The following is a 23,736-nucleotide window of genomic DNA, read 5'->3' on the forward strand; positions in this document are numbered from 1 at the left end:
TGAATCCTAATCCCATTAAATTCCAAGGCTGTTCATGGTTGATAAAGCCATTAATGAAATGAACCCAAAGTGCGTTCCCCGGGCTTTACGTTAGGAGTACCGAGCGACGCTCAAAATAAGTATGCGGCTATACTACTGATTTTTTTACCAGGGTACAATTCTCCGGAAGACCAATCAGTAGCTGCCTGTACCCCAACACATCATAATCATTGTACAACTTTAAACCCAAAGAGCTATGTGCGGAATTGTTGCTTACATTGGGCCCCGCCAGGCAAGCCCCTTTCTCATTAACGGCCTGAAACTGCTGGAGTACCGCGGGTACGACAGTGCCGGCATTGCGGTATTGAACGGCGACCTGAAAGTCTTCAAGCGCAAAGGCAAAGTTGCAGAATTAGAAGCCTTCATTGAAGGGCAAGACCACAGCAGTACAGTCGGCCTGGGCCATACCCGCTGGGCTACCCACGGCGAGCCTACCGATATCAATGCCCACCCCCACCGATCCGGTAATGGCCGGCTGGTTATGGTCCACAACGGAATTATTGAAAACTACGGTTCTTTGAAGACAGCACTGCAAAAAGAAGGGCATGTTTTTGAGAGCCAAACCGATACGGAGGTGCTGGTGCACCTCATAGAAGAAATACAGGACCATGGCAATCTGCCACTCGAAGAGGCGGTACGCCTGGCGCTGGATCGTGTGGTAGGCGCCTATGCGATTGTGCTGATGGACCGGGAACACCCCGACAAGCTCGTCGCCGCCCGAAAAGCCAGCCCCCTTGTTATCGGCGTTGGCGATGATGAATACTTCCTCGCTTCGGACGCAGCACCGCTCGCCGGGCACACCAAGCGGATCATTTACATGAATGATGAAGAGATTGCCGTAGTACACCGCAATGGGGACCTGCAGATCAAGAACATCCACAATAAAGTGCAGACTCCTTTCATTCAGGAGTTTGACATGCAGGTCGAAGAACTGGAAAAAGGTGGATACGAACACTTCATGCTAAAGGAGATCCATCAGCAGCCTCAAACCCTTGCTGATTGTATGCGCGGGCGGCTGAGCCTTGAAGCCCCTTACGTCAAGCTGGGCGGGGTTGATGAATACGAAAAAACCATTTCCAACGCCAAGCGCTTCATTATTGCCGCCTGTGGTACGTCCTGGCATGCCGGGCTGATTGGAGAGTATCTCTTTGAGGACCTTGCCCGCATACCGGTAGAGGTGGAGTACGCTTCAGAATTGCGCTACCGCAATCCCATTATTCAGGAAGGCGACGTGGTGATTGCCCTTTCTCAGTCCGGAGAAACTGCAGATACCCTGGCCGCTCTGGAGCTGGCCAAAGACAAAGGTGCGATGCTTTATGGGGTGGTGAATGCTGTTGGCTCTTCCATCGCCCGCCTGACCGATGCCGGTTCCTACATCCACGCCGGGCCGGAAATCGGGGTGGCCTCCACCAAAGCCTTTACCGGTCAGGTAGCACTCCTGACGATGATGGCCATCAGCCTGGGCTACAAAAGAGGGCGTATCCCCAACTCCTATTTTCATAAATTAATCAGCGAATTGCACAATATTCCTGCAAAAATTGAGCGGGCATTACGGTGTGAAGAGCAAATTAAGTATATTGCAAAAGAAATAAAAGATCGCCAAAACGCCCTTTACCTCGGCAGAGGTTTCAACTTCCCCGTTGCACTGGAAGGCGCCCTTAAGCTTAAGGAAATTTCCTACATCCACGCAGAAGGCTATCCGGCAGCAGAAATGAAGCATGGCCCTATTGCTCTGATCGACGAGGAAATGCCGGTCATTGTGATTGCAACCAACCGGAGTGCCTACGACAAGGTAGTCAGCAACATCCAGGAAGTGAAAGCCCGTAAAGGCATGGTTATCGCCGTCGTCACTGAAGGTGAAAAAACCATTAGCGAAATGGCGGACTATACTATTGAAATACCAGATACGGAAGAGCCGCTGACGCCGTTGCTTTCCGTTATCCCGCTACAGTTGCTTTCGTACCACATTGCCGTTATGCGCGGCTGTAATGTGGACCAGCCACGAAACCTGGCGAAGTCTGTAACTGTTGAGTAAAACAACGTCAACGAATTTTTATGAACGATCCGAACAAAATCGGGATGGAGTATAACTCTAACCGAGAGCACCTCATCATCCCGGAATACGGGCGTAATGTGCAGAAAATGATCCACTATGCGAAGGCATTAGAGGACAAAGCTGAGCGGCAGGCTCACATCGAAAAGATCATCGACATGATGCAGATGATGCACCCGCAGAGCCGCAGTATCGAAGATTACCGCGAGCGCCTTTGGAAGCACGTCTACCGCATTGCAGAATACGACCTTGATGTAGATTACCCCTACGGTGAGCCCCCTACTGAAGAGGAGCACCGCAAGCGCCCCGAACAGGTTCCTTACCCGGTTTGGGAAGCGCGCTACCGTCACTATGGCCATAACGTGCAGGAGCTCATCAAAAAAGCAAAGGAAATGCCGGAAGGCCCCAAGCGGGACGGCTTTGTCGCTACTATTGGTTCTTACATGAAGCTGGCCTACCGCACCTGGAACAAGGAGCACTATGTTAGTGATGAAGTCATCAAGTCTGACCTTAAAGGTTTGTCTAAAGGCGAGCTGACCATGGATGAGGACGAGAATATCGAAAACCTCGCTAAAGGCAGCAACAACAACATCACCAATAGTAATAACACCAACAACAACCGCCGCCGCTCCAACAACAAACGGTCCGGTGGTGGCCGCTCCAGAGGCGGGCGTTCCGGTGGTGGCAGCTCCCGCGGAGGGCGCAGCAATTACCGCCGTAGCAAACGCTAGATGACCTCGGTCCTGTTCCCGAAATGATTACTGTTTCGGGAACAGTAATCTCTTCTTACATTCGACTTTCCTCCTTTTTGGGCTTACCTTTGCGGTAAAACCAAAACAACGCTATGTCTTTCGATGCCTTCGAAGTGCACGGTGGTTTGCCACTGAGCGGAAACATCACCCCACAGGGTGCCAAAAATGAAGCCCTTCAGGTGCTTTGTGCCACCCTCCTGACCACTGAACCGGTCACCCTTTCCAATCTCCCCAACATCCTTGATGTCAACCGCCTGCTCGACCTGCTGCGCGGGCTGGGCGTAAAGGTGGAACAAAAAAGCCCCCACTCCTATCAGCTTCAGGCCGATGCTATAGACCTTGGCTTCTTTGAAACACCGGAATTCCGCCGGGATGCCAGCCGCATCCGGGGCTCTGTCATGCTTATTGCGCCACTGCTGGCCCGGTACGGACAGGCTTTTCTCCCACAACCAGGCGGCGACAAAATCGGCCGACGCAGATTGGATACCCACTTCGTTGGGCTCCAAAAGCTCGGTGCACATTTCGACTACGAATCCGACAAACGGCAGTACTCTGTTACCGCGCCGGAAGGGCTGAAAGGCACCTACTTGCTGATGGACGAGATTTCCGTCACGGGAACCGCCAACGTAGTGATGGCCGCCGTTCTCGCTACGGGCACCACGCAAATTTACAATGCCGCCTGCGAGCCCTATGTGCAGCAACTCTGCCGCATGCTGGTGCAAATGGGCGCCAAAATCGAAGGCATCGGCTCCAATCTACTGACGATAGAAGGGGTAAACGAACTAAAAGGCACCGAACACCGCCTCCTGCCCGATATGATTGAGATTGGCTCTTTCATCGGTCTGGCGGCCATGACCCAGTCAGACATCACCATCAAAGATGCCCGGATAGATCAGCTGGGCATCATCCCCACTGCATTCGAGCGCATGGGCATCAAGCTCGACTTCGAAGGCGACAACATCCGCATCCCGCAGCAGGACACCTACGAGATACAAACCTTTATCGATGGCTCCATCATGACCATCTACGATGCCCCCTGGCCCGGCTTTACGCCCGACCTGATGAGTATTATGCTGGTCATCGCCACACAAGCCAAGGGCAGCGTGCTCATCCACCAAAAGATGTTTGAAAGCCGCCTGTTTTTTGTGGATAAACTCATCGACATGGGCGCACAGATCATTCTCTGCGACCCGCACCGGGCTACCGTCATCGGGCTGGGGCGGAAAAACCAGCTCCGGGGCATCGAAATGTCCTCACCGGATATCCGTGCCGGGGTAGCCCTGCTGATTGCGGCCCTTTCGGCAAAGGGCAAGAGCGTTATCCACAACATCCATCAGATCGACCGGGGCTATGAGCAGATTGATGCGCGGCTGAGGGCGCTGGGTGCCCGGATTGAGCGGGTGGAGGGGTAAGGTACCTTCATAGCGCTAATTGGAGCCTTCGTTTTTCAGAAAAGCCCTACCGCTGTATCATTAGCGGAATAACGTTTTGCTCCCCTTCCGCCCGGAGGCTCAACTGATACCAACCTTCCGGTAAGTTGCCCAGTTGGAAGGTGGCATTGCCGCCGAAGAGCTCCAGGGTACGTTGCCATACCGGTTGCCCAAGGGCATTAAAAAGTATGGCTTCTATCGAGCTGGCTTCCCTCCAGCCGGTTTGAAGATGGATAGCCTCCCCTGACGAAGGGTTGGGGAAAAGGGAAATGCCCTTCGCAGGAAGCAGTGTGTTGGAGCTATTAACAATACCAGGGTCACAGGGCTCACCGGGATTGTCAATGGACCCTAGGCGGTAGTTGGGGTAAATAGAGTTGGATACCTGCCGCATGCCAAAGGGCAACTGAATGGCGTTCTGCTCGAAGTTACAGTCTGTTCCTCCTTCGTCCGGATTATGGATTACGTGGATCGTAGTGCAACTTGAGCAAAAGACATAAATTCTACAATCCGGTCCTAATTGCATATTTGAAAAGTGAGTAGGTATAGGGTCCGCGTACCCATCGTAAGTGTCTATGAGAGTGCGGCTCGCTTCAATGTCAGAGGACCAAAGGTCAAATTGGTACAGCTCTAGATTGCTACCGGCATAAAGATACTGACCACTGGGAGAAAAAGCAGTACCTGCCTGCCATCTATAATCCTCAGGCATTGGAAAAAACCTAGGGTTGCTAAACTGCCCTATACTACGGTCAAAGTCAAAAAGGCGGACCCCGTCATTTTCATTATTGCTGCGGTAGGCAAACTGAGACCCATCAGGAGAAAAAACCGTTTGTCCCCATGAATATCCAGTTTGAGCGTGCCCGATTTCCTGTTCATGGCTAAAGGTAACCCCATCTGAAGTGAGCAGGAAAAAATAGTACTTATTGCCTACCTTTTCAGGGCAAACCACCCACCAGTCTTCTCCATTGGCATGTTTGACCGCTGTGATCTCACCTAAGGAGTTAAAGCTTTCAGAATTATCTATCAAGACTGTGTTTTTTTCTAATATAGATCCGTTCCCTCCATTTTGTGCATCATCAACAACGGTGTACAATAATTGAATAAGTGCGCCATACGGAGCCCCTTGGATCGGATCATAGGCAGACCGTATATGAAAGAGATAATAAAGATTAGTGTCACCAGGCACTGGTATGGCTAATGCACCCTGAAATGGTACAGTATAACCGGGCGAATGTTGGCTTTCATCACATTGATTGTTATGTACGTCACCAGGATTAATTCCATCCCCATTTTCCATAAGTTGGTGCCGGGCATTATGTACTTCGCACCCATTGGTATAAAAAATTAGTTCTCCTTCCGCATTGCTCATGGTAAAATTGGTGCCCCCAAAAATCATCTGCACACTGTCCGGTGCACTAATGACAGGGGGGCTTGAGTTAAAGTCGAGCATAGACGCTTCCCCCCAGTCATTGCTGAGGATGTATTGTTCACTGAACAGCCAGGTGTAGTCGTGTTTTTGGGCGGATAGGTTGGAGGTAAATCCGGCCATACAGCAGAGTAAAGTCAAAAAAGTTCGCATGTTCAAAAATTAATGTACCTGGCCCGTGCAAGCCAGGTTGATGCCTAAAAAAAGTCCAAAAAAAACACGCTTCATACAATTTTAGTAAGCGCCAGCGCGTGCATTCATTAGAAAGAAACTACATTCCAGGTCAGGCAATAAAACTTATCGATCTGACCCTATTCTGAAATTTTGTGCCGCAATGTTCATTCAATCAGATGCAAGATACCCCCCCCCGCGATATTTCCAAATATTTTCAAAGTTTTCTCAGGAAAAACATTGCAAAATGGCAAAACACCAAAGAGGTACAGAAACTCAGACGGGACAACCTAATCAAAATTCCATTAATGCCCCTTTTACTACCCCCCTACCGCACCAGCAGCTTCCGCGTCACCACCTCGCCGCCCCAGCCGGCCTGCACAAAATACACGCCGGTCTGCCAGCCACTGACCGGCACCTGTTCCACCTCATCCGGTGCATCATTGGCGTACATCAGCTGTCCTTTGGTATTGTAAATGCGGTACCAGTAGATTGGTATGCCCCTTGCATTGAGGGTGACGATGGAGCGGGTCGGGTTGGGCCAGAGAAAAAGTGCAGGCTCAACCGGTGGCTCCTCTGGTTCCGGAGGGGTGAGGTCTTCCTGCACGCAGCCTTGGTAGATAGGCGGAAAGCAATCGTCCCAATAGCTTATCGCCTCCGCATCTGCGAAAAACAAATTAAGCGGTTCGTCCGTGAAGTAGGGACGGCTGACCTGAAGAGCTACCTTAAATTGATTGAGCCCTAACGGGTTCAACTGTAAGGGCCCAACGGACATCAGGCCCATCCTGCGGCCGGGGCTATTGCCTACCGCGAGTTCAGACCACCCGGATCCTTCACCAGGAAAATCAGGGAAGATGGCACTTACCATATTCCCAGGTGCCTCATATCCTTGTTCGCCGTAAGTTATGGGCGTACCGTCCCGCCATTGCCCATTCAGGCAGCGGTATACTTCAAATGGGATTTGCGGGAAGCGCTGCCCTGCGGTAGGCTCTTCTCCCTCCGGAAACAATTGGATGAAGTTTTGAAAGCGCGATTCAATCACCGTATCCCCACCATCAGGACTTGGCAGCCTCCTGAAAGGACGATTTACCACCGTGCAACCTACCGCTTCTGTCACCTCGCAACCGGAGGCCATAGGTTGCTGGGTGTTGTAAAAATACAGTAGCTCCTGTTCCGGCTTGGAGCCCAGGTAACCTCCGGGGCCACACTCCGGGCCATGGTCCATAAGCAGCCCGATGTACATGGAATCCAATGGCGTTAGCCCCTTAAGCTGAAACCTGTAATCGAGAAAGACCGTATGGCTCATCTCCGCACTCCTGGCTTCTTCAGCAAAGCGGTTACGACCACAGTAGTAAATCGTGCCGGTCAGGTAAAACTGTAGCCCGCTGTAGCCTTCGTTAAGAAAAGCGGCAGGCTTGAAATTATGAAAAGGTACCCAGAAGATTTCGTCAGGCATGGTCCTTATTGTTCCACATAATGTAGACTCATCGTGTACCGGGTGATCCCCATTATCCGGATTGTAGACCCCGTCGGCATCTTCATCCCAGAAGGGCGCCAGTCCAAGTAATTCGGCAGGCAGTTCTGTTGTATTGTTGTTATAGGACCCGAAATGGGGGTTGCGCGTCCCCGGCCAGGCATAAATAGCAGGTTGCGGGTTATCAATCTTACCGTTATCCGCATAATCGCGCTGATGTTTAAGGATTTCGGCGCGGGTGACCCGCCAAACGTTGTTGGTGCCTTCCAGAATAGAATCTTGCATTGCTCCTTCAAGGTTGGAAAAAGCAATGCCTGGCCAAAAGCCGTTTTCCTCGTCATCCTCCATATGGACGGTGGTGTATATTGAGCCAACCGCATTAAGCGCTCCCATCCAAAGCCCGGCAAATTGCAAACTACTGGCGTAATCGCCCCGGTCTTCCAGGTAGTCGAGCCTCAAATCGCCTTCCCTGCCTCCGTGAAAAAGCCGCCCATCCGAGCTTACGCTGAAACGGAGGTTATTGCCATGAAAATGCTCATATTTGGGCGTGAAATCCTGCCCAAAAAGAAATCCAAAACAGCTGCAAAAGCAGAGCAGAAAGAAGGGGCGCATCGTTTTTTTGAGGAAAAATGCAAAATTACCGCCTGATGTGCAAGGAAAAAGTATCGCTAAAGTCAGGTTCCTGAATAGCTTCAGCCCTCCAGCTCCGCCAGGCGCTCCACCCGGCGGATAAACGCGGTTTTGGCTTTGGCGTAATCGTTATGGCTTTCCCAAACGCCCTTAGCCAGCTTGACTTTCATACGGTAGTAGGCATCGCGGGTGATCGGGTGCCGCCGGAGGTAATCGCGGAAAGCCAGGTGCCGTTGCCAGAAAGGAGAGCCGTGCCGTAGCAGATGAAGATGGAAAACAGGCGGATGGGCAACCCGGTCAGGGAAGTCCTCCGGGCTTTCAAAAACAGTAGCCGGAAAATCCTGCAACCGGGCCAGGAAACGCCGGTCGCGGAAAGGAGGCTCCTCAAAACAGGGATAATAACAGTAGCCTGCTTTCAACAGTGGATCCACGGCAGCACTTAGGCTTTCTTCATCCGAAAAGCCCACCATGATGTCAATGACGGGCTTCCCGCCCAGCCCTTCCACTGCTGTGCTGCCGATGTGCTGCACTTCGGGCGACCAAGCAGTAAGACAGGCTTCCAAACGCCCCTGCTCCTGCTGGAAAGCCACTGCCCAATCGGCGCTGTAAGGTTCTATCATCACACGTACTGCCATGGGCCGAATATAGCACATTCTTAGGGATCAGAATTGTCAGATTGAACGCAAAGCGAGCGGGTTTCGGCCTCATCCGGCACACAAAGCCTCTGAATTTGAGTATGTTTGCAAAAAAAGTGGCATGATCAACCCGACCAGTCAGTTCATGGTAGACTTTACGCTCCCGGAGGAACTCTCCACCGAATTCACAGACCTCATCCCCTATCAGCGGGCTGTGGTGGACCGCTACCTGTCGGAAGGCTCCCTGGTGAACTATGCCCTCGCGCTGGAAAGTGCCAAGCTCTGGGCCATCTTTAATGCCAACTCCGAAATGGAGGTGCTGGAAATGCTGGCGGACTTCCCGCTCACGCCCTTCATGCAAGTGGAAATCAATCAACTGACTTCTTTCAATACGGCTGAGGCGGCACCTGCTTTTTCGCTCAACTAATTTTTGGCAGCCAACGGTTTGAACCAGCGCCCCCATCTGCCCTGTTTCCTCTGTAAAACTTCCATGCAAATCCTCCGCAATCTGCAACTCACCGGGGCAGCTGCCCGCCCGTTTCTGCTTGATGCGTACTACGTGCCAAGCAGCCAGCCCAAGCCTATTGTGCTGTTCGCCCACGGCTTTAAAGGCTTCAAAGACTGGGGCCACTGGGACCTTATTGCCCGGCGGTTTGCGGAAGCCGGTTTTGTTTTTATCAAATTCAACTTTTCGCACAACGGCACGACGCTGGCTGCGCCAACCGACTTTGCTGACCTCGAAGCATTTGGGCAGAACAACTACTCCAAGGAACTGAATGACCTGCAGGCCGTACTCACCTGGCTGCACCACGGTGATGAAAGGCTGCCCGCTGAAGAAGCCGACCTTGGGCGCATTCACCTGATCGGTCACAGCCGGGGAGGTGCAATTTCAATCATTTACGCCTCCCAGGATGAGCGGATTTCGAGCCTGCTGACCTGGGCTTCGGTTGCCAGCCTGGATTATGCCTGGAAAACGCCAGGCATGATGGCAAAGTGGGAAGCAGACGGCCAATATGAAGTGGTCAATGGGCGGACCGGGCAACAAATGCCCATCTATTTTCAAATGTACCGCGACTACAAAGCCCGGGAGGAAGCTATGGATGTAAAGCGGGCGCTTCAGCGGCTGGATATCCCCATGCTGATCCTGCACGGCACAGCAGACCCGGCAGTGCCGGCCTCGGCTGCGGAGGCACTGAAAGAGGGCAAAACAGATGCCCGGCTGCACCTGATCGAGGGCGCAGACCACGTCTTTGGCGGGCAGCACCCTTTTGAGCAGAAGGCCTTACCTGCCCATAGCCGGGAATTGGTCGAACAATCGCTACGGTTTTTAAAAAGCCTGCACCGATAAACGCCAACAAAAAACCCGGCTGGGACGCCGGGTTTAGCAAATTGAGAACGAATCTGGAGAGATTTGGTTTTTTGGGGTTACTCTCTCAAAATTTGCAGGGATTGATAAGTGAGCCCTTGGGGTTATACAAGGTTCAAAAGTGTTTTCTTGGTGGTTTTGTAGATAAGAGTGCACGCCCGCCAATTTTCCACAAAAGAAAAGGCACTTTTTTTATTTTTCTATTCCAGATCTACCTAATTATCTGAAAAACAGATATTTAAACCTGATCCGGGTTTTCAAAAAAACCATCTGCTCCCTTTAATCACTCGATTTATCTTGGTTCCCAGGCAGTAGTGTGGGTTTTCGTTTTTAGCATTAGGCTGAATTCGGTACTTTTGAGCATCAACAGAACGAATTGCTGTGTTAGCCATATTCAGATCCAACCAGCTTATGGCGAGTGTACTGCTCGCATTTTACATCCTGCTTGTGCGAGGTTCTGTATTTTTTGTGCCGGTTGATATGGCACCTCACGGTGCCGGACCTTTCTCCATCTGGGTTTACGACTGGATCGGGCACAGTGGGCAGTTGCCATCCATTGTTGCGATGGTGCTGTTGTTGCTACAGGGCTTTTATCTGAATTACCTGGTCATGGAACACCGGCTGGCCAGTGAAGTCAGTTTGTTTCCCGGTGTTTTCTATGTGCTGATCTGTAGTCTGCTTCCCTCCTTTCATTACCTCTCACCTGTCTTAATGGGCAATACCTTTTTTCTGATTGTGATGGGGGAAGTCTTTGCCACTTACAAAAATAACAGGGCGGCCGACCGGATTTTCAACATCGGGTTCTGGTCAGGTGTGGGTTTCTTATTTTATCCCTCTTTCCTGCTCCTGCTGTTATTCGGTTTTTCGGGGCTCAATATTCTGCGCGCCTTTAAGGTGCGGGAGCGGCTGATGGCCATTACGGGGCTTTTTGTCCCGGTATTCCTCACCGGAGCATGGGCTTTTTGGAACGGCTGGTACCCGGCATACCTGCAAATGCTGAGCAACAGCTTTGAATGGCTAAGCTATGTGGCGGCAGCGCCGGCACGGGTATATCGTGACCTTGGCATTATGAGCGCATTGGTGCTTGTGGTGCTGTTCAGCCACCGCAGCTATATGCTGAAGCAAAATATTGAAGTGCAGCGCAAGATCAGCATCGTATACTGGGGCCTGATTATTACTACGCTGAGCCTGGTCTTTCAGGCCGACATCCAACTTGACCACTTGCTGATTACAGCAGCGCCTATCGGACTGCTGCTCTCCCTCAACTTTGTGCGTATGCCTGGCCGCATGGCCGAAGTCCTGCACCTCCTGTTACTCGTGATTGCTCTGGCCCTGCAGTTCCAGCCTATGATTTTCCCGGATCTGTAGCTCTCTTGTGCGGTTTGGAGCGCGCAAATACTGGCCCCTTTACTGATGTAAAAACAGCCACCGCCGTCCGTCATTCCACATAGCAGCAGCCCACATCAAGACCTCCCTCTTCCCGGACCCTCCTCAACTGTTAAACTTTTATTATTGCCTTGCTGAGCTTCAGTAACTTATCATGGTAGCGTGTAAATTTACCGTATTCATCATAATACAAAGCCAGACTATGAAATACCTCCTTTTGTGTTTGCTCCTTGGATGGGGAACAGTACAGCTTACAGCACAGCAAGATATGCTCCAGCCAGTAAACTGGGCATTCGAGGCCAAAATGGTCAATGATACCACCTTTGACCTGACCTTTACTGCCGCAATCCAAAAGGGATGGTACCTCTATGCACAGGACCTGGAAGAGGGCGGCCCCATTCCCACCACCATTGCATTTGACCCGGCAGAGGGCTTACAACTGATTGGTGAGACCAAGGAAGCCGGCCCGGTAATCGAAGGCATGGATGAGCTCTTTCAAATGAACGTCCGGAAGTTCAAAAATGAAGTCGTTTTTACTCAGAGAGCCGTCATTTCCGAGAAGACAAAAGTCGTCAGCGGTTATATCGAATTTATGACCTGTGACGACGAGCAATGCCTGCCCCCTACAGAAATACCCTTTGCGTTTTCGTTCCGCGGGTGACCGAAGCAGGGCATTGTACTCCAGATCACAATTTAAGCTGCTAAAGGTTATTATCTTTGCGCTTCAACTGACCTCCCGCACACCTTGTTAATCTTGCAAAGCTAAATGTAAGTCATGAAAAAAACGCTTCTGCTCCTTCCGATACTTTTCCTGGCAAGCCTGCTGATGGGGCAGGTTGAAACGCCGGTTACCTGGTCGTTCGAAGCCAAGCCTGCCGGTGAGAACACCTATGACCTGGTCTTCAAAGCCAATATTGCTGATGGCTGGAAGACCTACTCCCCTTTTCAGTCTTACGGCGATGACGTCTTCGGCCCGGTCCCTGCCGGCATCTACTTTGACGAGGGCGATCATTTTGAGACCGTCGGCAAGCTAAAGGAGTCTGACAACCGTCAGGAAGCGCTTGAGCCTTTGTTTGACAACATCACGGTGGCCTACTTTAAGAAATATGCCACTTTCACGCAGCGGGTCAGGGTCAGTGACTTCGGGAAGCCCATTACTGGCTATGTGGAATGCATGGCTTGTGACGCGGAGAAATGCCTGCCACCATCCGCAGAGGACTTCAGCTTTAGCCTGAAACCCACCGCAAGCGCTCCAGTAACAGCAGAGTCCAAGTCTGCGCAAACCGAAACAGCGCCGGCTACTGATGAAACAACAGCTGAAACAGCCCCGAAATTTTCCATCTCCGGTACAGAAGATGCACTGATCAGCGATGCAGGCGCCTCATCGGGTATGAAGGAGCCAGTGCAGTGGTCCTTTAGCAGCAAGCTCTTACAGGATAGCCTCTACGAAGTGACCTTCACCGCCGATATCGAAGCGGGCTGGACGATTTATTCCGTCCATACCAATCCTGATGACGGCCCGCTGCCAACCACTTTCAACTTTGAAGACAGCGACGAGTATCAGTTGGTGGGCGCCATTTCCGAATCCGGAAAGACTAAAACAGGAATGGACCCGGTTTTCAAGGTAGAAGTGACGAAATTTGTAGAAAGCCCCGCGGTTTTCACTCAGCAGCTGGTTGCGATGGACCCCACTCAGCCTGTAACCGGTTATCTGACTTATATGACCTGCAATGATGCCGAGTGCATCCCTGCCGATGTGGACTTTGCCATCAACCTGGCAGCCGGTGCAGGGGGGATCGTACAGGTAGACCCGGCCAGCGGGCTCAAAGCGATTGACCAAACGGTGCCTGCCATACGCGAAACACACAAATCACCGGTAGCAACCTGTGGCAAGGAAGCCCAAAGCGACGAAGAAAGCAGCCTGCTCTGGACTTTCGTCCTAGGCTTTGCAGGTGGCCTTTTAGCTCTGCTGACGCCCTGTGTCTTCCCTATGATCCCGCTTACGGTGAGCTTTTTCACCAAGAGTTCTCAGGATAAGGCCGCAGGCGTACGCAATGCACTGATTTATGGCTTGTCTATTATCGTGATTTATGTGGCTATTGGCTTGCTCATTACTGGGATTTTCGGTGCCACCGCACTGAATGCCTTGTCGACCAACTGGATTGCCAATACTTTATTCTTCGTAATCTTTTTATTCTTTGCCTTTTCTTTCTTTGGGTATTACGAGATCACCCTGCCCAGTTCCTGGGCTAATAAGAGTGACGCCATGGCAGACCGCGGCGGGCTGATTGGCATTTTCTTTATGGCCTTTACCCTGGCTCTCGTTTCCTTCTCCTGCACCGGCCCAATCATTGGTTCGGCCCTGGTACAATCGGCTACCAGCAGCCTCGGCCCGTTTGTGGTGATGCTCGGCTTTTCCACAGCGCTGGCACTGCCGTTTGCACTTTTTGCAGCTTTCCCCGGCTGGCTCAATTCACTGCCCCGCTCGGGCGGCTGGATGAACTCGGTGAAAGTAGTCCTGGGCTTCCTGGAGCTGGCACTGGCCCTCAAGTTCCTCTCGGTTGCGGATATGACGATGCACTGGGGCATTCTGCCCTACGAGGTATTCCTGGGCGCATGGATTTTGGTCTTCGCAGCCATGACAGCCTACCTCTTTGGCTGGATCAAATTCCCGCACGACAGCCCTGTTAAGAAATTATCGCCCACCCGAGGTGGCTTTGCCGCCTTGTCGCTGGCCTTCACCATATACCTCGTCACCGGCTTCATGTACAACGAAGACACTAAGAGCTACAATGCCCTAAAGCTTATGAGCGGCCTGGCGCCTCCTGCCAATTACAACATCCTGCTAGCCAAAGGAGAGGCAGACGAAAGTATAAAGGCCAAGTACCCTTCCTTTACGAAGTGTGCCAATGACCTGGACTGCTTCAAAAACTACGAAGAGGGCGTGGCTTACGCCAAAGAGAATGATATGCCTATTCTGCTTGACTTCACCGGCTATGGCTGTGTCAACTGCCGTAAGACCGAAGAGCACATCTGGGTGGAAGATGTCGTCAAGGACAAACTGGAGCAGGACTTTGTGCTCATTTCACTTTATGTGGATGACCGGAAGGAACTGGAAGAAACCCTCCTGTCTATCCCTCGCCAGGAGAAGCTGCGCAATGTGGGCAACCTCTGGGCAGACTTCCAGATCGTCAATTTTGAGCAGAACTCTCAGCCGCTCTACGTCATGATGAGCCCGGACGAGCAAGTCCTTGCCCCACCCCGCGGCTATAAGGAGGGCGTTCAGGATTATGCTGAATTCCTGGAATGTGGGCTAAATACTTTTCAGGGGCTTAACCCGGACGCTCCGTCGAAAGGCAGTAAGCCACTGGGCAGCAATTAAACACGATCCCAAAGGACGTTAAAGCGTACGCCGCCTGTAGCCTGTTTGCTGCAGGCGGCGTATGCGTTATTGCCTGAGTACCATGGACTGCCAGTGTTGTGCTCCTTCCTGCACCACCACTACGTACCAGCCGGGAGGGAGCGCCCCCCACTGCCATTGCAACTGACTTTGCCCAGCCGGCCAAATACCCTGCTGTACGCACTGCCCCAAGCTGTTGTAGATGCCCACCTGCACGGTATTTTTGAATGGCACCCCTGCAGACAGGTAGAACCATTCTCCTGCCGGGTTGGGAAATGCTTTTACCGAAAACTGAAATGAAGGCTCCTCGGTAGCGACTGCCGGTGTACAGTCAGAAATATTGTCAAGGACCGCCCGGTACTTGGGAGCATCCTCATAGGGCGCATCCTGATAAAACTGACTCGTCAGCAACCCCCAGCTCCCGTACCGCCCGCTCGTTGGCCCGATGAAGGAAAAATTCATAAGCAAAGTCGGATCCGGACCAACAGAGAGCGTGCGCAGCGAATCGTACCATTCCTGATACAAATCGTACATGCCCGGATGGGACTGAGCTTCCACTAATGCCGGATTGTAAGGTTGCTCGGAGCCAAAGGGCTGTGGCGTCAGGTGCTGCCCGCCTTCGTAGAAAAGCATGGGAATCCCCAGTTCGTCTGCAATAGACACCTGCTGCGCCTTTACCCACGGTACAGCCCTGCCCAGCATCCCTTCACGCGCCCAATCCAGGACATCCCCGGCGGAGGCCGCTGCACCCAGTGCCTCCAAAGCCGCAATGCCCTCATCTGAAAAGCCAAAATAGGCAGCTGGTGCAAAGGCATCAAAGCTACCGGGCTCCATATTGAATACGATGCGGTTGCTTACGTCCTGCCATGACAGCTGTACGCCCACCACCCGCACGAGCCGGTCTTCCTGCCCTTCAAACTCCTCTGTCCAGATATCCAGAGCGTTTTGTACAAAGGGGACGATCCGCTCCGGCCAGGGCACCTCCTGATCACCATTGTCATGGCAGTAGTGGGTCTGTTCGAAGATCCAGTTCCAGATTTCATTGGAGTATTCCACATAGATAGCGAGGCTGGGGTCCAGTTCATCCCGGAATAATCTCGCCATTTGACGGATATAGTCTTCATCAGCAGCGTGGGGGATGCACACCCATGCATCTGCCTGCTTCAGGTTGCAGATTTCGGCCCACCACTCATAGGGGATACCGTGAGGCGTATAGGTGTAGTCATCTATTTGCGGGCGGTCAGCCCAGTGCTGAAGGGGCGAGCTGTTGGTATGCCCCCAGTCCATAAACCTTAGCGCGTTGAACGGCTCCAGTTTGCTCAACCAGGCTTCTGACCAGGGCTGACCTGTATAGGTTGCTTCAGTGCCGGGCAGCAAAAAGCGGATATTACGTACGGGGTCGTTTGCTGCTGATGCCATTAGCTCCATGGCCATAATATCAGCTACACCAGGGGTGACTTCAACCTCTATCCGGCCAGGTACAGCGGTGATCACTTCGGCATCACCCCAAAAATCAAAGGCTCCTGTACCTTCGTACAGCACAACATATACCCCTTCCGGCAGTGCCTCCGTATTTGCCCAAACAGACCGGACGATCTGCGGTGCTTCCGTACCAGGTATATCCGCTACCGGCAATGACAACGGATAGCCGTGCTCATCCAGAGGAATGTGGGTAAGGACATCGGTGTCCCAGTCATTCGCGCCCCCGTCTACCCAATAGGCATTGTGGGTAATCCAGGTACGCCCGTACTTCATAATATCAGCAAAGGGCCATTCGCTGCCCCAGTCTGCCGGCCCTGCCAGATTAGTACCAATACGCAAGCGGCAGCTGTCTGCAAGTTGAGCCGACAGTGCGAGGGGCATTGCGACCACAAGCAGGATCGCCAACGCCCGGAACCCTTTATTTTTCATCTTATCCCATTTTTGAAAGGTCTGCGGGGAAGGTGCTCAGTCCTAGTTCTGATTTCACGCGATCATTCAGCCGGCGGGCCTGATCAAAGTTATCAAAAGCGCCCACAATCACTTTGTAAACCGTTTTGCCATTGAGATCGGCGATGTTGACGATAACGGGCTGCTCAAACTGCCGCTCCAGCTTTTCTGCCTGTACCAGCACATTGCCATAATCACCAAATACACCAATCTGCACCCCCCAGCCCCGAGCCGGTTGAGGCGCAACCTTAAACCGGAACAACCCTTGCCCTGATGAAACCTGCGGGGCTACACTCCCCCGGGAGGGCGACGGAGCAGGCGACGGAGACGGGGTTGGGCGGGGAGAAGGCTTTGGTGTGGGCTGTGGCACCACATTAGACGATTCGCGACGGTCACGCCGGCGCAAGGCTTCTGCTACTGCTTTATCGGCATTGACCCTGCCGTAGCCATATTTCAAAGACCGCCCGTTGACGTATTCGGATGGAGCGCCAATCTTATCTGCGGTAGCGCGAAGGATTTCTTTGACTTCCCGGGCTGTAAGGTCAGGATTGGCGGAAAGCATAAGGGCGCAAATACCAGCAACCAAAGGGGTGGAACTGGAAGTGCCACCAAAGTGCTTGTAGTGCGGGCCCCGGTCACGCCCGTCCCGGTAATACTTGTAGACGCCCGTTTCCCAGCTCAGCCCGGGGTCCCATGATGCCCGGGCAGCCAGGATTGGCCAATCGCCATTGGAAGGTGCACAAATATCAATTTCCCGCCCCCGGTTGGAATAGCTGGCGTGGGTATCCTTACTGGTGGAGGCAGCCACCGCGATGACATCGGGGTGCGCGGCATAAAAGTTGACGTAATCTTTATCATCGTTGCCTACCGCATACAGAATGACGCAGCCCTTGCCATTACGGCCCTGCCGTGCGGCTTTCGCAATCGCCTGTTCCTTAATGCTGCCCAGGCTGAACTTAGGGTCTGTGGTGCCCCAGCTGCAGCTGATGATGTCCGCTCCATTGCGCATGCAATAGTCAAACATCTGTTCCGTAGCCCGGTTACTGAATGAAGTGCCATTGACCGGCATAAACCGGGATTCCGGTGCTGCGCCTACGATGCCCCGACCATTGCTTACCGCAAGGGCAACACTTGCACAGGGCGTACCGTGTGTAAACCGGGCATCGCCCATCGTCATGTTGGAAGAACCGGTCCACAGGTCAAAAGGCCGGAATAATTTAGTCCTCAAATCCGGATGGTTGACGTCAAAGCCATTATCAATAATAGCGATGGTAATGCGGTCAGAGCCCATGCCATCGAGCCTGCGCCAGGCATCAAACACTTTCGCATCAGCCCCCTGCCGCAGGCGGTAGTTGGCACCAGGAATGTAACCACGATTGCGCAAATGCCACTGCTGAGTGACCAAATCATCGTTGGGCTCATGGTATTCGTACTCATCGAGCAGCGTGTCCAGGTCAGGCTCAGCGACCTTCACCATAGATATTCCCTGCAGCAAGTGAGCGACTTTCAGCGGATTGGGGGAGTTTGCTGTTACCCGGGCAACGATTTGCTGTTGGTCCCGCCGTTCGACGAGCTCCAGCTTGTACTCTTCCAGTACAATGCCCTGCTCTTCTTCATCCACGCCCTCTTCAAAGGTAATAAACAGCTCGCCTGTAGCAACAAGAGGCTTGTCACTGCCCTCAGCGTAGTATACATGAGTGCCTACGGCTACTTCATCGCGGGTACGCACTGCGTCCAGTTTCTGATCAATATTCTGCCCTTCTGCATTCAGGCTTACGATTTTGAAACCGCCCAGGTTCTGGTGGACTTCCTTTTTGACGAAAGGCTGGTCTTCGGTTGTTTTTTCTTCAGCGGTGCGCAGCCCCACCAGGGCTTTACTTTTTTTGAGGGTGAGTTCACCTTTACCACTGCGGACTTTAAGTTTGCTCATGTGCTTTGTTTTCGGGGATTTGGTAACCGATAACCAATATAGAAATATTTCATGGATAATAGCGCCTTTGTACCACAGGAGCTTGCCCTAAGGCATAGAAACAGGAACGGGGTTGAACTACTGAATAGCTCAACCCCGCTTATCTACAACAACATTAATCTTTCGGCACTTTTTAAGCGCGGCGCTCTTTTTGAGCCTCAGCGTACATTTTTTGCAGCTTTTTGCGTGCAAAGAAAATACGGCTTTTAATGGTACCAAGTGGAGAGCCCAGTTGCTCTGCAATTTCGTCATACTTATACCCCTGATAAGCCATCATGAAGGGACGGCAGAAGTCCTCGGGTAAAGAGTTAACCATTTTCATCAGCTCTTTGTAGGCCACATTATTTTCCCCATCGTTCTCCACTGTTTTATCTCCGGAGTTGAGGTAATAATTATTGGGCGTTTGGTCGATGATCATATTACGGCGCACCTTCTTACGGTAATTGTTGATGAAGATGTTACGCATGATGGTCACCGCCCAGGCTTTGAAGTTCGTGCCTTGCTTGTATTTATCTGCATTGGTGATGATGCGGACTGCTGTATCCTGGTACAGATCCTCAGCATCAACCGGATTGCCGGTCAGCTTAAGCGAAAACGCCCGAAGCGAACTGCTGATGCTGTCCAGTTGTTCCTGAATCTGATTTTGCACTGTATATAGCATAGTCGGTGATTTATGTTTGATGAATTAGCTTTTGTAATTATTATTTACAAATTTACAGTTCCAACATCAATTTTGCAAATAAAATTTCCCTCGGACGGCGCTTTCTGCTGCAGGTGTAGTTGATTTGACAGTTCAATGGCAATGCCCCTCTGAATCGTTAAAAATCTTAACACAACTAAACCATGCGGAGCTTCATTTGTATTTTAGAATGAATAATGCAAAACGGTAAACTTCATCGTTCGGTCTTTTTGCAGGAAAAGCCATCCAATCATGAGCCTGGTTAAGGAACAACAAGATACCATTCTACTACATCGGAACATTCGCTTTTTACGTAAGCAAATGAAACTCAGTCAGGAAGAACTGGGCAGGCGCATCGGGCTCAACCGGGGCAATATCGCCTCCTACGAAAACGGTAGTGCAGAACCCAAGATATGTAACCTGCTGAAACTCTCCAACCTCTTCGGTGTCCCCATTCTTGACCTGACCAAGCGGGATTTAAGTGTGGTGGACAACCTTCAGGCCGCCAATGATCATTATCAGGCGCCTTCTGCCAATGAAGCTGAACTGATCGAGCAATTCACAAAAAGGGCAGACGAGCTCCTTAAGGTAATCAATAGCATACATACTTGCTTCGAATATAAGACCAATTCGCTTGATGAATCGACGCGCGGCTCAAAAGCCTATCAAATGGCGGCTATGAAATTCGAAGAACTCTTTGATGCATCAGAAGAACTGGCAGGGAATCATAAAGCGTTAATTGACTTTGTAAAGTGTCACATCAAAGGAAAATAATTATTTTTTATTCAAATATTCCCACCTGATTCTTGACTGTTATTTGACGTTCCCTTATCTTTATATTCACAAACGTTATTTTCCCAACACTTCTTGCAAACAGCTTGATCATTCTACTCAAGCGGCACTTTGGCACAACACTCCTCCTGATACCAGTCAACACAGAACACAGCTAAGAACAAACCACTATATACCACAGCACTTGGGGCTGGCTGCGTCCTGCATTCAATATGTCCGGATTTAACCACGCAGCTCAGTTGCAATGAGAAAACCCTTTTTTCGGTAATTACCCAGCCGGAAGATGAGTTGTATATATGAATCTATTTACTCAAACGACCGTACAAATGATGTGCACAAAAACTACACCTGTCAAGATTAGTACTTACCGAAAACCGTATCTTATGAAAATTTTACTCACCCTGGCCGTGCTGCTGCCCGGCTTCTGCCTTTGTGCAGCCGATACCATTACGGGACCTAATAATCCGCTTCAGTTTACAGCGTCTGATTACCTCGAAATCCAGCAAAAAGCAAAAACAGAAGGCAAACTTTATTTTTTACACTTTACAGCTGATCATGTCGAGCAGTGTATCTGGATGGAAAAGCACACGTTCTCCAACGAACGGTTAGCAGCATATATCTCAAATAATTACCTGGCAGCTGAAGTGGACATAGAGCAACCGGAAGGTGCCCGTTTACAACATCAGTATGAGATCAATCAGCTGCCCACTACCTTAATCTTTAGTACAAAAGGGGAACTTATCGGTGGCCTCACCGGCAAGCAGACCGCTAATGAAATGCTGGCTACGCTTCGCAACTACGATACACCGGAATACCGTATTTTGCCTGCCAAAGCCAAAGGTGGAAATGCGTGGCCGGCTGCCTACAAAGCTGTAGACCGCAAAATCTTCAGGCCGAGGCTGGTTCCTGATATTGCTTCCGGCAGTGCCGCTGACTATTCCCGGCAGCAATCAGGCCTGACTCAAAACCAGGTACAGACAGTACGCCCGGCTTATACGGAACACTACCCTAGTATTTATACCCGTCCACAAAACCATATAGCAACCCGCCCGGAAAGCTCCTTTGCCTTGCAGGTTGGCGTCTTCTCAAACTATCAGAACGCTTACCGGGAAAAAGGCAACCTTGAACGCTACGGAGCACCGGGCCATGTATTTCCTGTGAAAAGTCAGGATGGACATACCGTATACCGGTTATGTGCTGTTGATTTCAAAACCAGGGCAGAGGCAGAGCAGTACCAAAAAGCAGTGTCTGCAAGATACCCCGACAGCTTTGTCAAAGAAATTGAAAAATAATGGAATGGAATAGCTGATCCAGCAAAGTGCCTTACCCCCCGTATTTTCAGGCCAGCTGGCCGACCCAGCTTAACGGATGTTCTTCTTTAAGAGCATCCGTTTTTTATTTTTGCCCTTCACCAACTTGAGAACCATGTCCAGCCTCCTCCTCCGTAATATTCGTTTCCTCGCCCTCGCAGAGACTCACCCTCAGGCTTCCTATGCCGGCACTGCCATGCAGCACATACCAGTAATAGAAGATGCTTTTTTGCTCATCGAAAAAAGCAAGATCGCCAACTTTGGCCCCATGGAAACCTGCCCGGTCCAAGCTGACGAAGTGGTGGACTGCAGCGGGCGTGCTGTTTTGCCCGCATGGTGCGACTCCCATACCCACCTGGTCTTTGCCCGCAGCCGGGAAGAAGAATTCGTGGACCGTATCAAAGGGCTCAGCTACGAAGAAATTGCCCGCCGGGGCGGTGGCATTCTCAACTCTGCCCGCCGGTTGCAGGAAGCTTCCGAAGCGGAGCTGTTCGAGTCTGCATGGGGGCGCCTCCGAGAGGTGATCAGCTATGGTACAGGGGCCATTGAAATCAAAAGCGGCTACGGGCTGACTGTAGAGAGCGAGCTCAAAATGCTCCGGGTCATCCGCCGACTGGGCGAAAAAGCGCCTATCCCTGTCAAAGCGACCTTCCTTGGTGCCCATGCCCTGCCGCCGGCTTACCAATCAGACCGCAAAGCTTACCTCGACCTCATCGTCAACGAAATGCTGCCCCGCATTGCGGAGGAAAACCTGGCGGATTACGTGGATGCCTTCTGCGAGAAAGGGTTCTTTACCGTTGCCGAAATGGAACGCGTCATGGAAGCGGGTGCCAAATACGGGCTGAAAGCCAAAGTACACACCAACCAATTCAACAGCATGGGTGGCATTGAAGCAGCGGTAGCCCATGGTGCTGTTTCGGTAGACCATCTGGAAGTCGTCTCGGATGCAGAGTTGGAAATCCTAAAAAGCGGGCAAAGCATCCCAACCCTTTTGCCCTCGGCCCCCTTCTTCATTGGAGGACACTATCAACCCGCCCGTAAGCTGATTGATGCCGGCTTGCCCGTTGCTCTAGCCACGGACTACAACCCGGGGTCAACCCCTTCCGGACGGATGCAGTTCGTGCTGGCCCTGGCTTGCCTGAAGTGTGGCATGTTGCCCGAAGAGGCAATCTGTGCCGCCACGCTGAATGGCGCCAAAGCGATGGAGCTGGAAGCCGAACTCGGCAGCATAGCCATGGGCAAACGCGGCAGTTTTGTACTTACTGCTCCCCTGCCCTCGTTGGCGTACCTGCCTTACGCATTCGGCACTGATCTGGTGGAGCGCGTCTATATCGATGGGCAGTGCCGGGTTGATAAGCGGTCTGTGTTTATAGACTGACTAACTTAAATCACCCAGGATGTTAATGCCCTATTGGAGTGTTTCCCGGTTTTCCGGCCTTTTCTTCTTCCTCGTGAGCCTGTTCCCCGCTGTTGCGGCAGCTCAGTTCACGCCAGACTACGAAGTCCTCATCACCACAACAGACGGGCGGGCCCTGAAGGGGCGTAGTGTACGGCAGGACAGTAGCGGGTACCAGTTTTGGCTAAAAGATGCACGGCGGGAAACGATGATCAACCAAGATCAAATCCATCGCATTGATACACTGGGGCTGTGGAGCCCGCCGGTAGGCAGTTACCTGAATCAGATTGGTCCCAATACCAGTTACGGGCTCAAGAAGGGCGAGGTTTACTGGCGCTCCTATATGCTCACCGCCAACTTTGCCGCTGTGGGGATAACGGATTACTTTTCCATCGGTGCCGGCTTCGATATTGCTTCCAGTATTTTAACTGCCTCTGACCATACTTTCACCTATGCCATCGCCCCAAAGTTCAGCATCCCCATCCGAAAGGACCTGATCAACGTAGGGATCGGTGGCATTTTTCTGAACCTGCCTGATTACGAAGGCGGTTTCTCTACCCATAATTTCTACCACGCCACTTTCTCTGTGGGCTCGCGGAGCCGCAACCTCTCGACAGGGCTGGCAATGGTACAGGTGGAGGGCAACCTGCGCCCCTCTCCGGTCTACACCATGAATATGAACTGGTCGGTCAAATCTTTTTTCGCCCTACAGGCAGAAATACTGACCGGTGCCCCTATAGAAGGCACTATTGTCCTACCCGGCATACAGCTCATTGGCCGGCGGTTGGACTTCAATCTTACCTACCCGCTTGGCTGGAATGTGGGAAGCTTCTATTACAGCCCGTTCCCACTTGGCGCACTGAGTTTCAAAATCAGCCGCCCGTAGCGAAAATCAACATCTG

General features: G+C 51.8%; 18 protein-coding genes. 12 read left to right on the forward strand and 6 right to left on the reverse strand.

What is annotated here, in order from left to right:
- Positions 1 to 235 precede the first annotated feature (235 nt).
- From glmS to murA, 3 genes are all read left to right on the forward strand, one after another.
- Positions 236 to 2,074 (forward strand): glutamine--fructose-6-phosphate transaminase (isomerizing), encoded by a 1,839-nt coding sequence (gene glmS, locus IX84_RS05180; protein WP_044217112.1) that lies wholly within the window; start codon positions 236 to 238, stop codon positions 2,072 to 2,074.
- Between the two features lie 20 nt (positions 2,075 to 2,094).
- Entirely contained in the window at positions 2,095 to 2,823 is a 729-nt protein-coding gene (locus tag IX84_RS05185; protein WP_044217114.1) for a DUF4290 domain-containing protein, read from the forward strand.
- Positions 2,824 to 2,936: 113 nt separating this feature from the next.
- Entirely contained in the window at positions 2,937 to 4,256 is a 1,320-nt protein-coding gene (gene murA, locus IX84_RS05190) for a UDP-N-acetylglucosamine 1-carboxyvinyltransferase (RefSeq protein ID WP_044217116.1), read from the forward strand.
- 46 nt (positions 4,257 to 4,302) lie between these two features.
- Here murA and IX84_RS05195 read toward each other — a convergent pair whose 3' ends face one another.
- The 3 genes from IX84_RS05195 to IX84_RS05205 form a co-directional block, all read right to left on the reverse strand.
- Positions 4,303 to 5,850: a hypothetical protein gene (locus tag IX84_RS05195; RefSeq protein ID WP_152604918.1), complete on the reverse strand. Its 1,548-nt coding sequence runs from the start codon at positions 5,848 to 5,850 to the stop codon at positions 4,303 to 4,305.
- A gap of 346 nt (positions 5,851 to 6,196) precedes the next feature.
- A complete protein-coding gene (locus IX84_RS05200; RefSeq protein WP_044217120.1) occupies positions 6,197 to 7,954 on the reverse strand; it encodes a T9SS type A sorting domain-containing protein in 1,758 nt (585 codons plus the stop codon).
- Between the two features lie 80 nt (positions 7,955 to 8,034).
- Entirely contained in the window at positions 8,035 to 8,607 is a 573-nt protein-coding gene (locus IX84_RS05205; RefSeq protein ID WP_160213669.1) for a GrpB family protein, read from the reverse strand.
- Positions 8,608 to 8,728: 121 nt separating this feature from the next.
- Here IX84_RS05205 and IX84_RS05210 point away from each other — a divergent pair, with 121 nt between their 5' ends.
- The 5 genes from IX84_RS05210 (at position 8,729) to IX84_RS05235 (ending at position 14,741) form a co-directional block, all read left to right on the forward strand.
- Positions 8,729 to 9,034 carry a muconolactone Delta-isomerase family protein gene (locus tag IX84_RS05210; RefSeq protein WP_044217121.1) on the forward strand — a complete coding sequence of 102 codons (306 nt, stop codon included), beginning with the start codon at positions 8,729 to 8,731 and terminating at the stop codon, positions 9,032 to 9,034.
- Positions 9,035 to 9,097: 63 nt separating this feature from the next.
- On the forward strand, positions 9,098 to 9,955 hold the full coding sequence (locus IX84_RS05215) for an alpha/beta hydrolase family protein (protein ID WP_044217123.1): 858 nt from the start codon (positions 9,098 to 9,100) through the stop codon (positions 9,953 to 9,955).
- Between the two features lie 429 nt (positions 9,956 to 10,384).
- Positions 10,385 to 11,341, forward strand: coding sequence for a hypothetical protein (locus tag IX84_RS05225; protein ID WP_044217127.1), 957 nt, complete (start codon positions 10,385 to 10,387; stop codon positions 11,339 to 11,341).
- A gap of 220 nt (positions 11,342 to 11,561) precedes the next feature.
- A complete protein-coding gene (locus IX84_RS05230; RefSeq protein WP_044217128.1) occupies positions 11,562 to 12,020 on the forward strand; it encodes a protein-disulfide reductase DsbD domain-containing protein in 459 nt (152 codons plus the stop codon).
- Positions 12,021 to 12,134: 114 nt separating this feature from the next.
- Complete coding sequence (locus IX84_RS05235; RefSeq protein ID WP_052515770.1) at positions 12,135 to 14,741, forward strand: protein-disulfide reductase DsbD family protein; 2,607 nt, start codon at positions 12,135 to 12,137, stop codon at positions 14,739 to 14,741.
- A gap of 66 nt (positions 14,742 to 14,807) precedes the next feature.
- Here IX84_RS05235 and IX84_RS05240 read toward each other — a convergent pair whose 3' ends face one another.
- The 3 genes from IX84_RS05240 to IX84_RS05250 all read right to left on the reverse strand — a co-directional run bounded on the left by IX84_RS05240 (position 14,808) and on the right by IX84_RS05250 (position 19,318).
- A complete protein-coding gene (locus IX84_RS05240; protein ID WP_044217130.1) occupies positions 14,808 to 16,670 on the reverse strand; it encodes a T9SS type A sorting domain-containing protein in 1,863 nt (620 codons plus the stop codon).
- Position 16,671: 1 nt separating this feature from the next.
- Positions 16,672 to 18,618: a S8 family serine peptidase gene (locus IX84_RS05245; protein WP_044217132.1), complete on the reverse strand. Its 1,947-nt coding sequence runs from the start codon at positions 18,616 to 18,618 to the stop codon at positions 16,672 to 16,674.
- Between the two features lie 172 nt (positions 18,619 to 18,790).
- A complete protein-coding gene (locus IX84_RS05250) occupies positions 18,791 to 19,318 on the reverse strand; it encodes an RNA polymerase sigma factor (protein ID WP_044217134.1) in 528 nt (175 codons plus the stop codon).
- A gap of 270 nt (positions 19,319 to 19,588) precedes the next feature.
- Between IX84_RS05250 and IX84_RS05255 the strand changes: the two genes are divergently transcribed.
- The 4 genes from IX84_RS05255 to IX84_RS05270 all read left to right on the forward strand — a co-directional run bounded on the left by IX84_RS05255 (position 19,589) and on the right by IX84_RS05270 (position 23,720).
- On the forward strand, positions 19,589 to 20,110 hold the full coding sequence (locus tag IX84_RS05255) for a helix-turn-helix domain-containing protein (RefSeq protein WP_044217136.1): 522 nt from the start codon (positions 19,589 to 19,591) through the stop codon (positions 20,108 to 20,110).
- Positions 20,111 to 20,511: 401 nt separating this feature from the next.
- Positions 20,512 to 21,420, forward strand: a complete 909-nt coding sequence (locus tag IX84_RS05260; protein WP_044217139.1) for an SPOR domain-containing protein — start codon at positions 20,512 to 20,514, stop codon at positions 21,418 to 21,420.
- A gap of 133 nt (positions 21,421 to 21,553) precedes the next feature.
- On the forward strand, positions 21,554 to 22,816 hold the full coding sequence (gene hutI, locus IX84_RS05265) for an imidazolonepropionase (RefSeq protein ID WP_052515786.1): 1,263 nt from the start codon (positions 21,554 to 21,556) through the stop codon (positions 22,814 to 22,816).
- Positions 22,817 to 22,841: 25 nt separating this feature from the next.
- Positions 22,842 to 23,720, forward strand: a complete 879-nt coding sequence (locus IX84_RS05270) for a hypothetical protein (protein ID WP_044217140.1) — start codon at positions 22,842 to 22,844, stop codon at positions 23,718 to 23,720.
- The last annotated feature ends 16 nt before the right edge of the window (positions 23,721 to 23,736 follow it).

Source organism: Phaeodactylibacter xiamenensis (assembly GCF_000759025.1).
GTDB lineage: Bacteria > Bacteroidota > Bacteroidia > Chitinophagales > Saprospiraceae > Phaeodactylibacter > Phaeodactylibacter xiamenensis.

Excerpts from the sequence above, each read along its gene's own strand:
- glmS (WP_044217112.1), top strand. The coding sequence starts at position 236 with ATGTGCGGAATTGTTGCTTACATTGGGCCCCGCCAGGCAAGCCCCTTT.
- IX84_RS05185 (WP_044217114.1), top strand. The coding sequence starts at position 2,095 with ATGAACGATCCGAACAAAATCGGGATGGAGTATAACTCTAACCGAGAG.
- murA (WP_044217116.1), top strand. The coding sequence starts at position 2,937 with ATGTCTTTCGATGCCTTCGAAGTGCACGGTGGTTTGCCACTGAGCGGA.
- IX84_RS05195 (WP_152604918.1), bottom strand. The coding sequence starts at position 5,850 with ATGCGAACTTTTTTGACTTTACTCTGCTGTATGGCCGGATTTACCTCC.
- IX84_RS05200 (WP_044217120.1), bottom strand. The coding sequence starts at position 7,954 with ATGCGCCCCTTCTTTCTGCTCTGCTTTTGCAGCTGTTTTGGATTTCTT.
- IX84_RS05205 (WP_160213669.1), bottom strand. The coding sequence starts at position 8,607 with ATGGCAGTACGTGTGATGATAGAACCTTACAGCGCCGATTGGGCAGTG.
- IX84_RS05210 (WP_044217121.1), top strand. The coding sequence starts at position 8,729 with ATGATCAACCCGACCAGTCAGTTCATGGTAGACTTTACGCTCCCGGAG.
- IX84_RS05215 (WP_044217123.1), top strand. The coding sequence starts at position 9,098 with ATGCAAATCCTCCGCAATCTGCAACTCACCGGGGCAGCTGCCCGCCCG.
- IX84_RS05225 (WP_044217127.1), top strand. The coding sequence starts at position 10,385 with ATGGCGAGTGTACTGCTCGCATTTTACATCCTGCTTGTGCGAGGTTCT.
- IX84_RS05230 (WP_044217128.1), top strand. The coding sequence starts at position 11,562 with ATGAAATACCTCCTTTTGTGTTTGCTCCTTGGATGGGGAACAGTACAG.
- IX84_RS05235 (WP_052515770.1), top strand. The coding sequence starts at position 12,135 with ATGAAAAAAACGCTTCTGCTCCTTCCGATACTTTTCCTGGCAAGCCTG.
- IX84_RS05240 (WP_044217130.1), bottom strand. The coding sequence starts at position 16,670 with ATGAAAAATAAAGGGTTCCGGGCGTTGGCGATCCTGCTTGTGGTCGCA.
- IX84_RS05245 (WP_044217132.1), bottom strand. The coding sequence starts at position 18,618 with ATGAGCAAACTTAAAGTCCGCAGTGGTAAAGGTGAACTCACCCTCAAA.
- IX84_RS05250 (WP_044217134.1), bottom strand. The coding sequence starts at position 19,318 with ATGCTATATACAGTGCAAAATCAGATTCAGGAACAACTGGACAGCATC.
- IX84_RS05255 (WP_044217136.1), top strand. The coding sequence starts at position 19,589 with ATGAGCCTGGTTAAGGAACAACAAGATACCATTCTACTACATCGGAAC.
- IX84_RS05260 (WP_044217139.1), top strand. The coding sequence starts at position 20,512 with ATGAAAATTTTACTCACCCTGGCCGTGCTGCTGCCCGGCTTCTGCCTT.
- hutI (WP_052515786.1), top strand. The coding sequence starts at position 21,554 with ATGTCCAGCCTCCTCCTCCGTAATATTCGTTTCCTCGCCCTCGCAGAG.
- IX84_RS05270 (WP_044217140.1), top strand. The coding sequence starts at position 22,842 with ATGCCCTATTGGAGTGTTTCCCGGTTTTCCGGCCTTTTCTTCTTCCTC.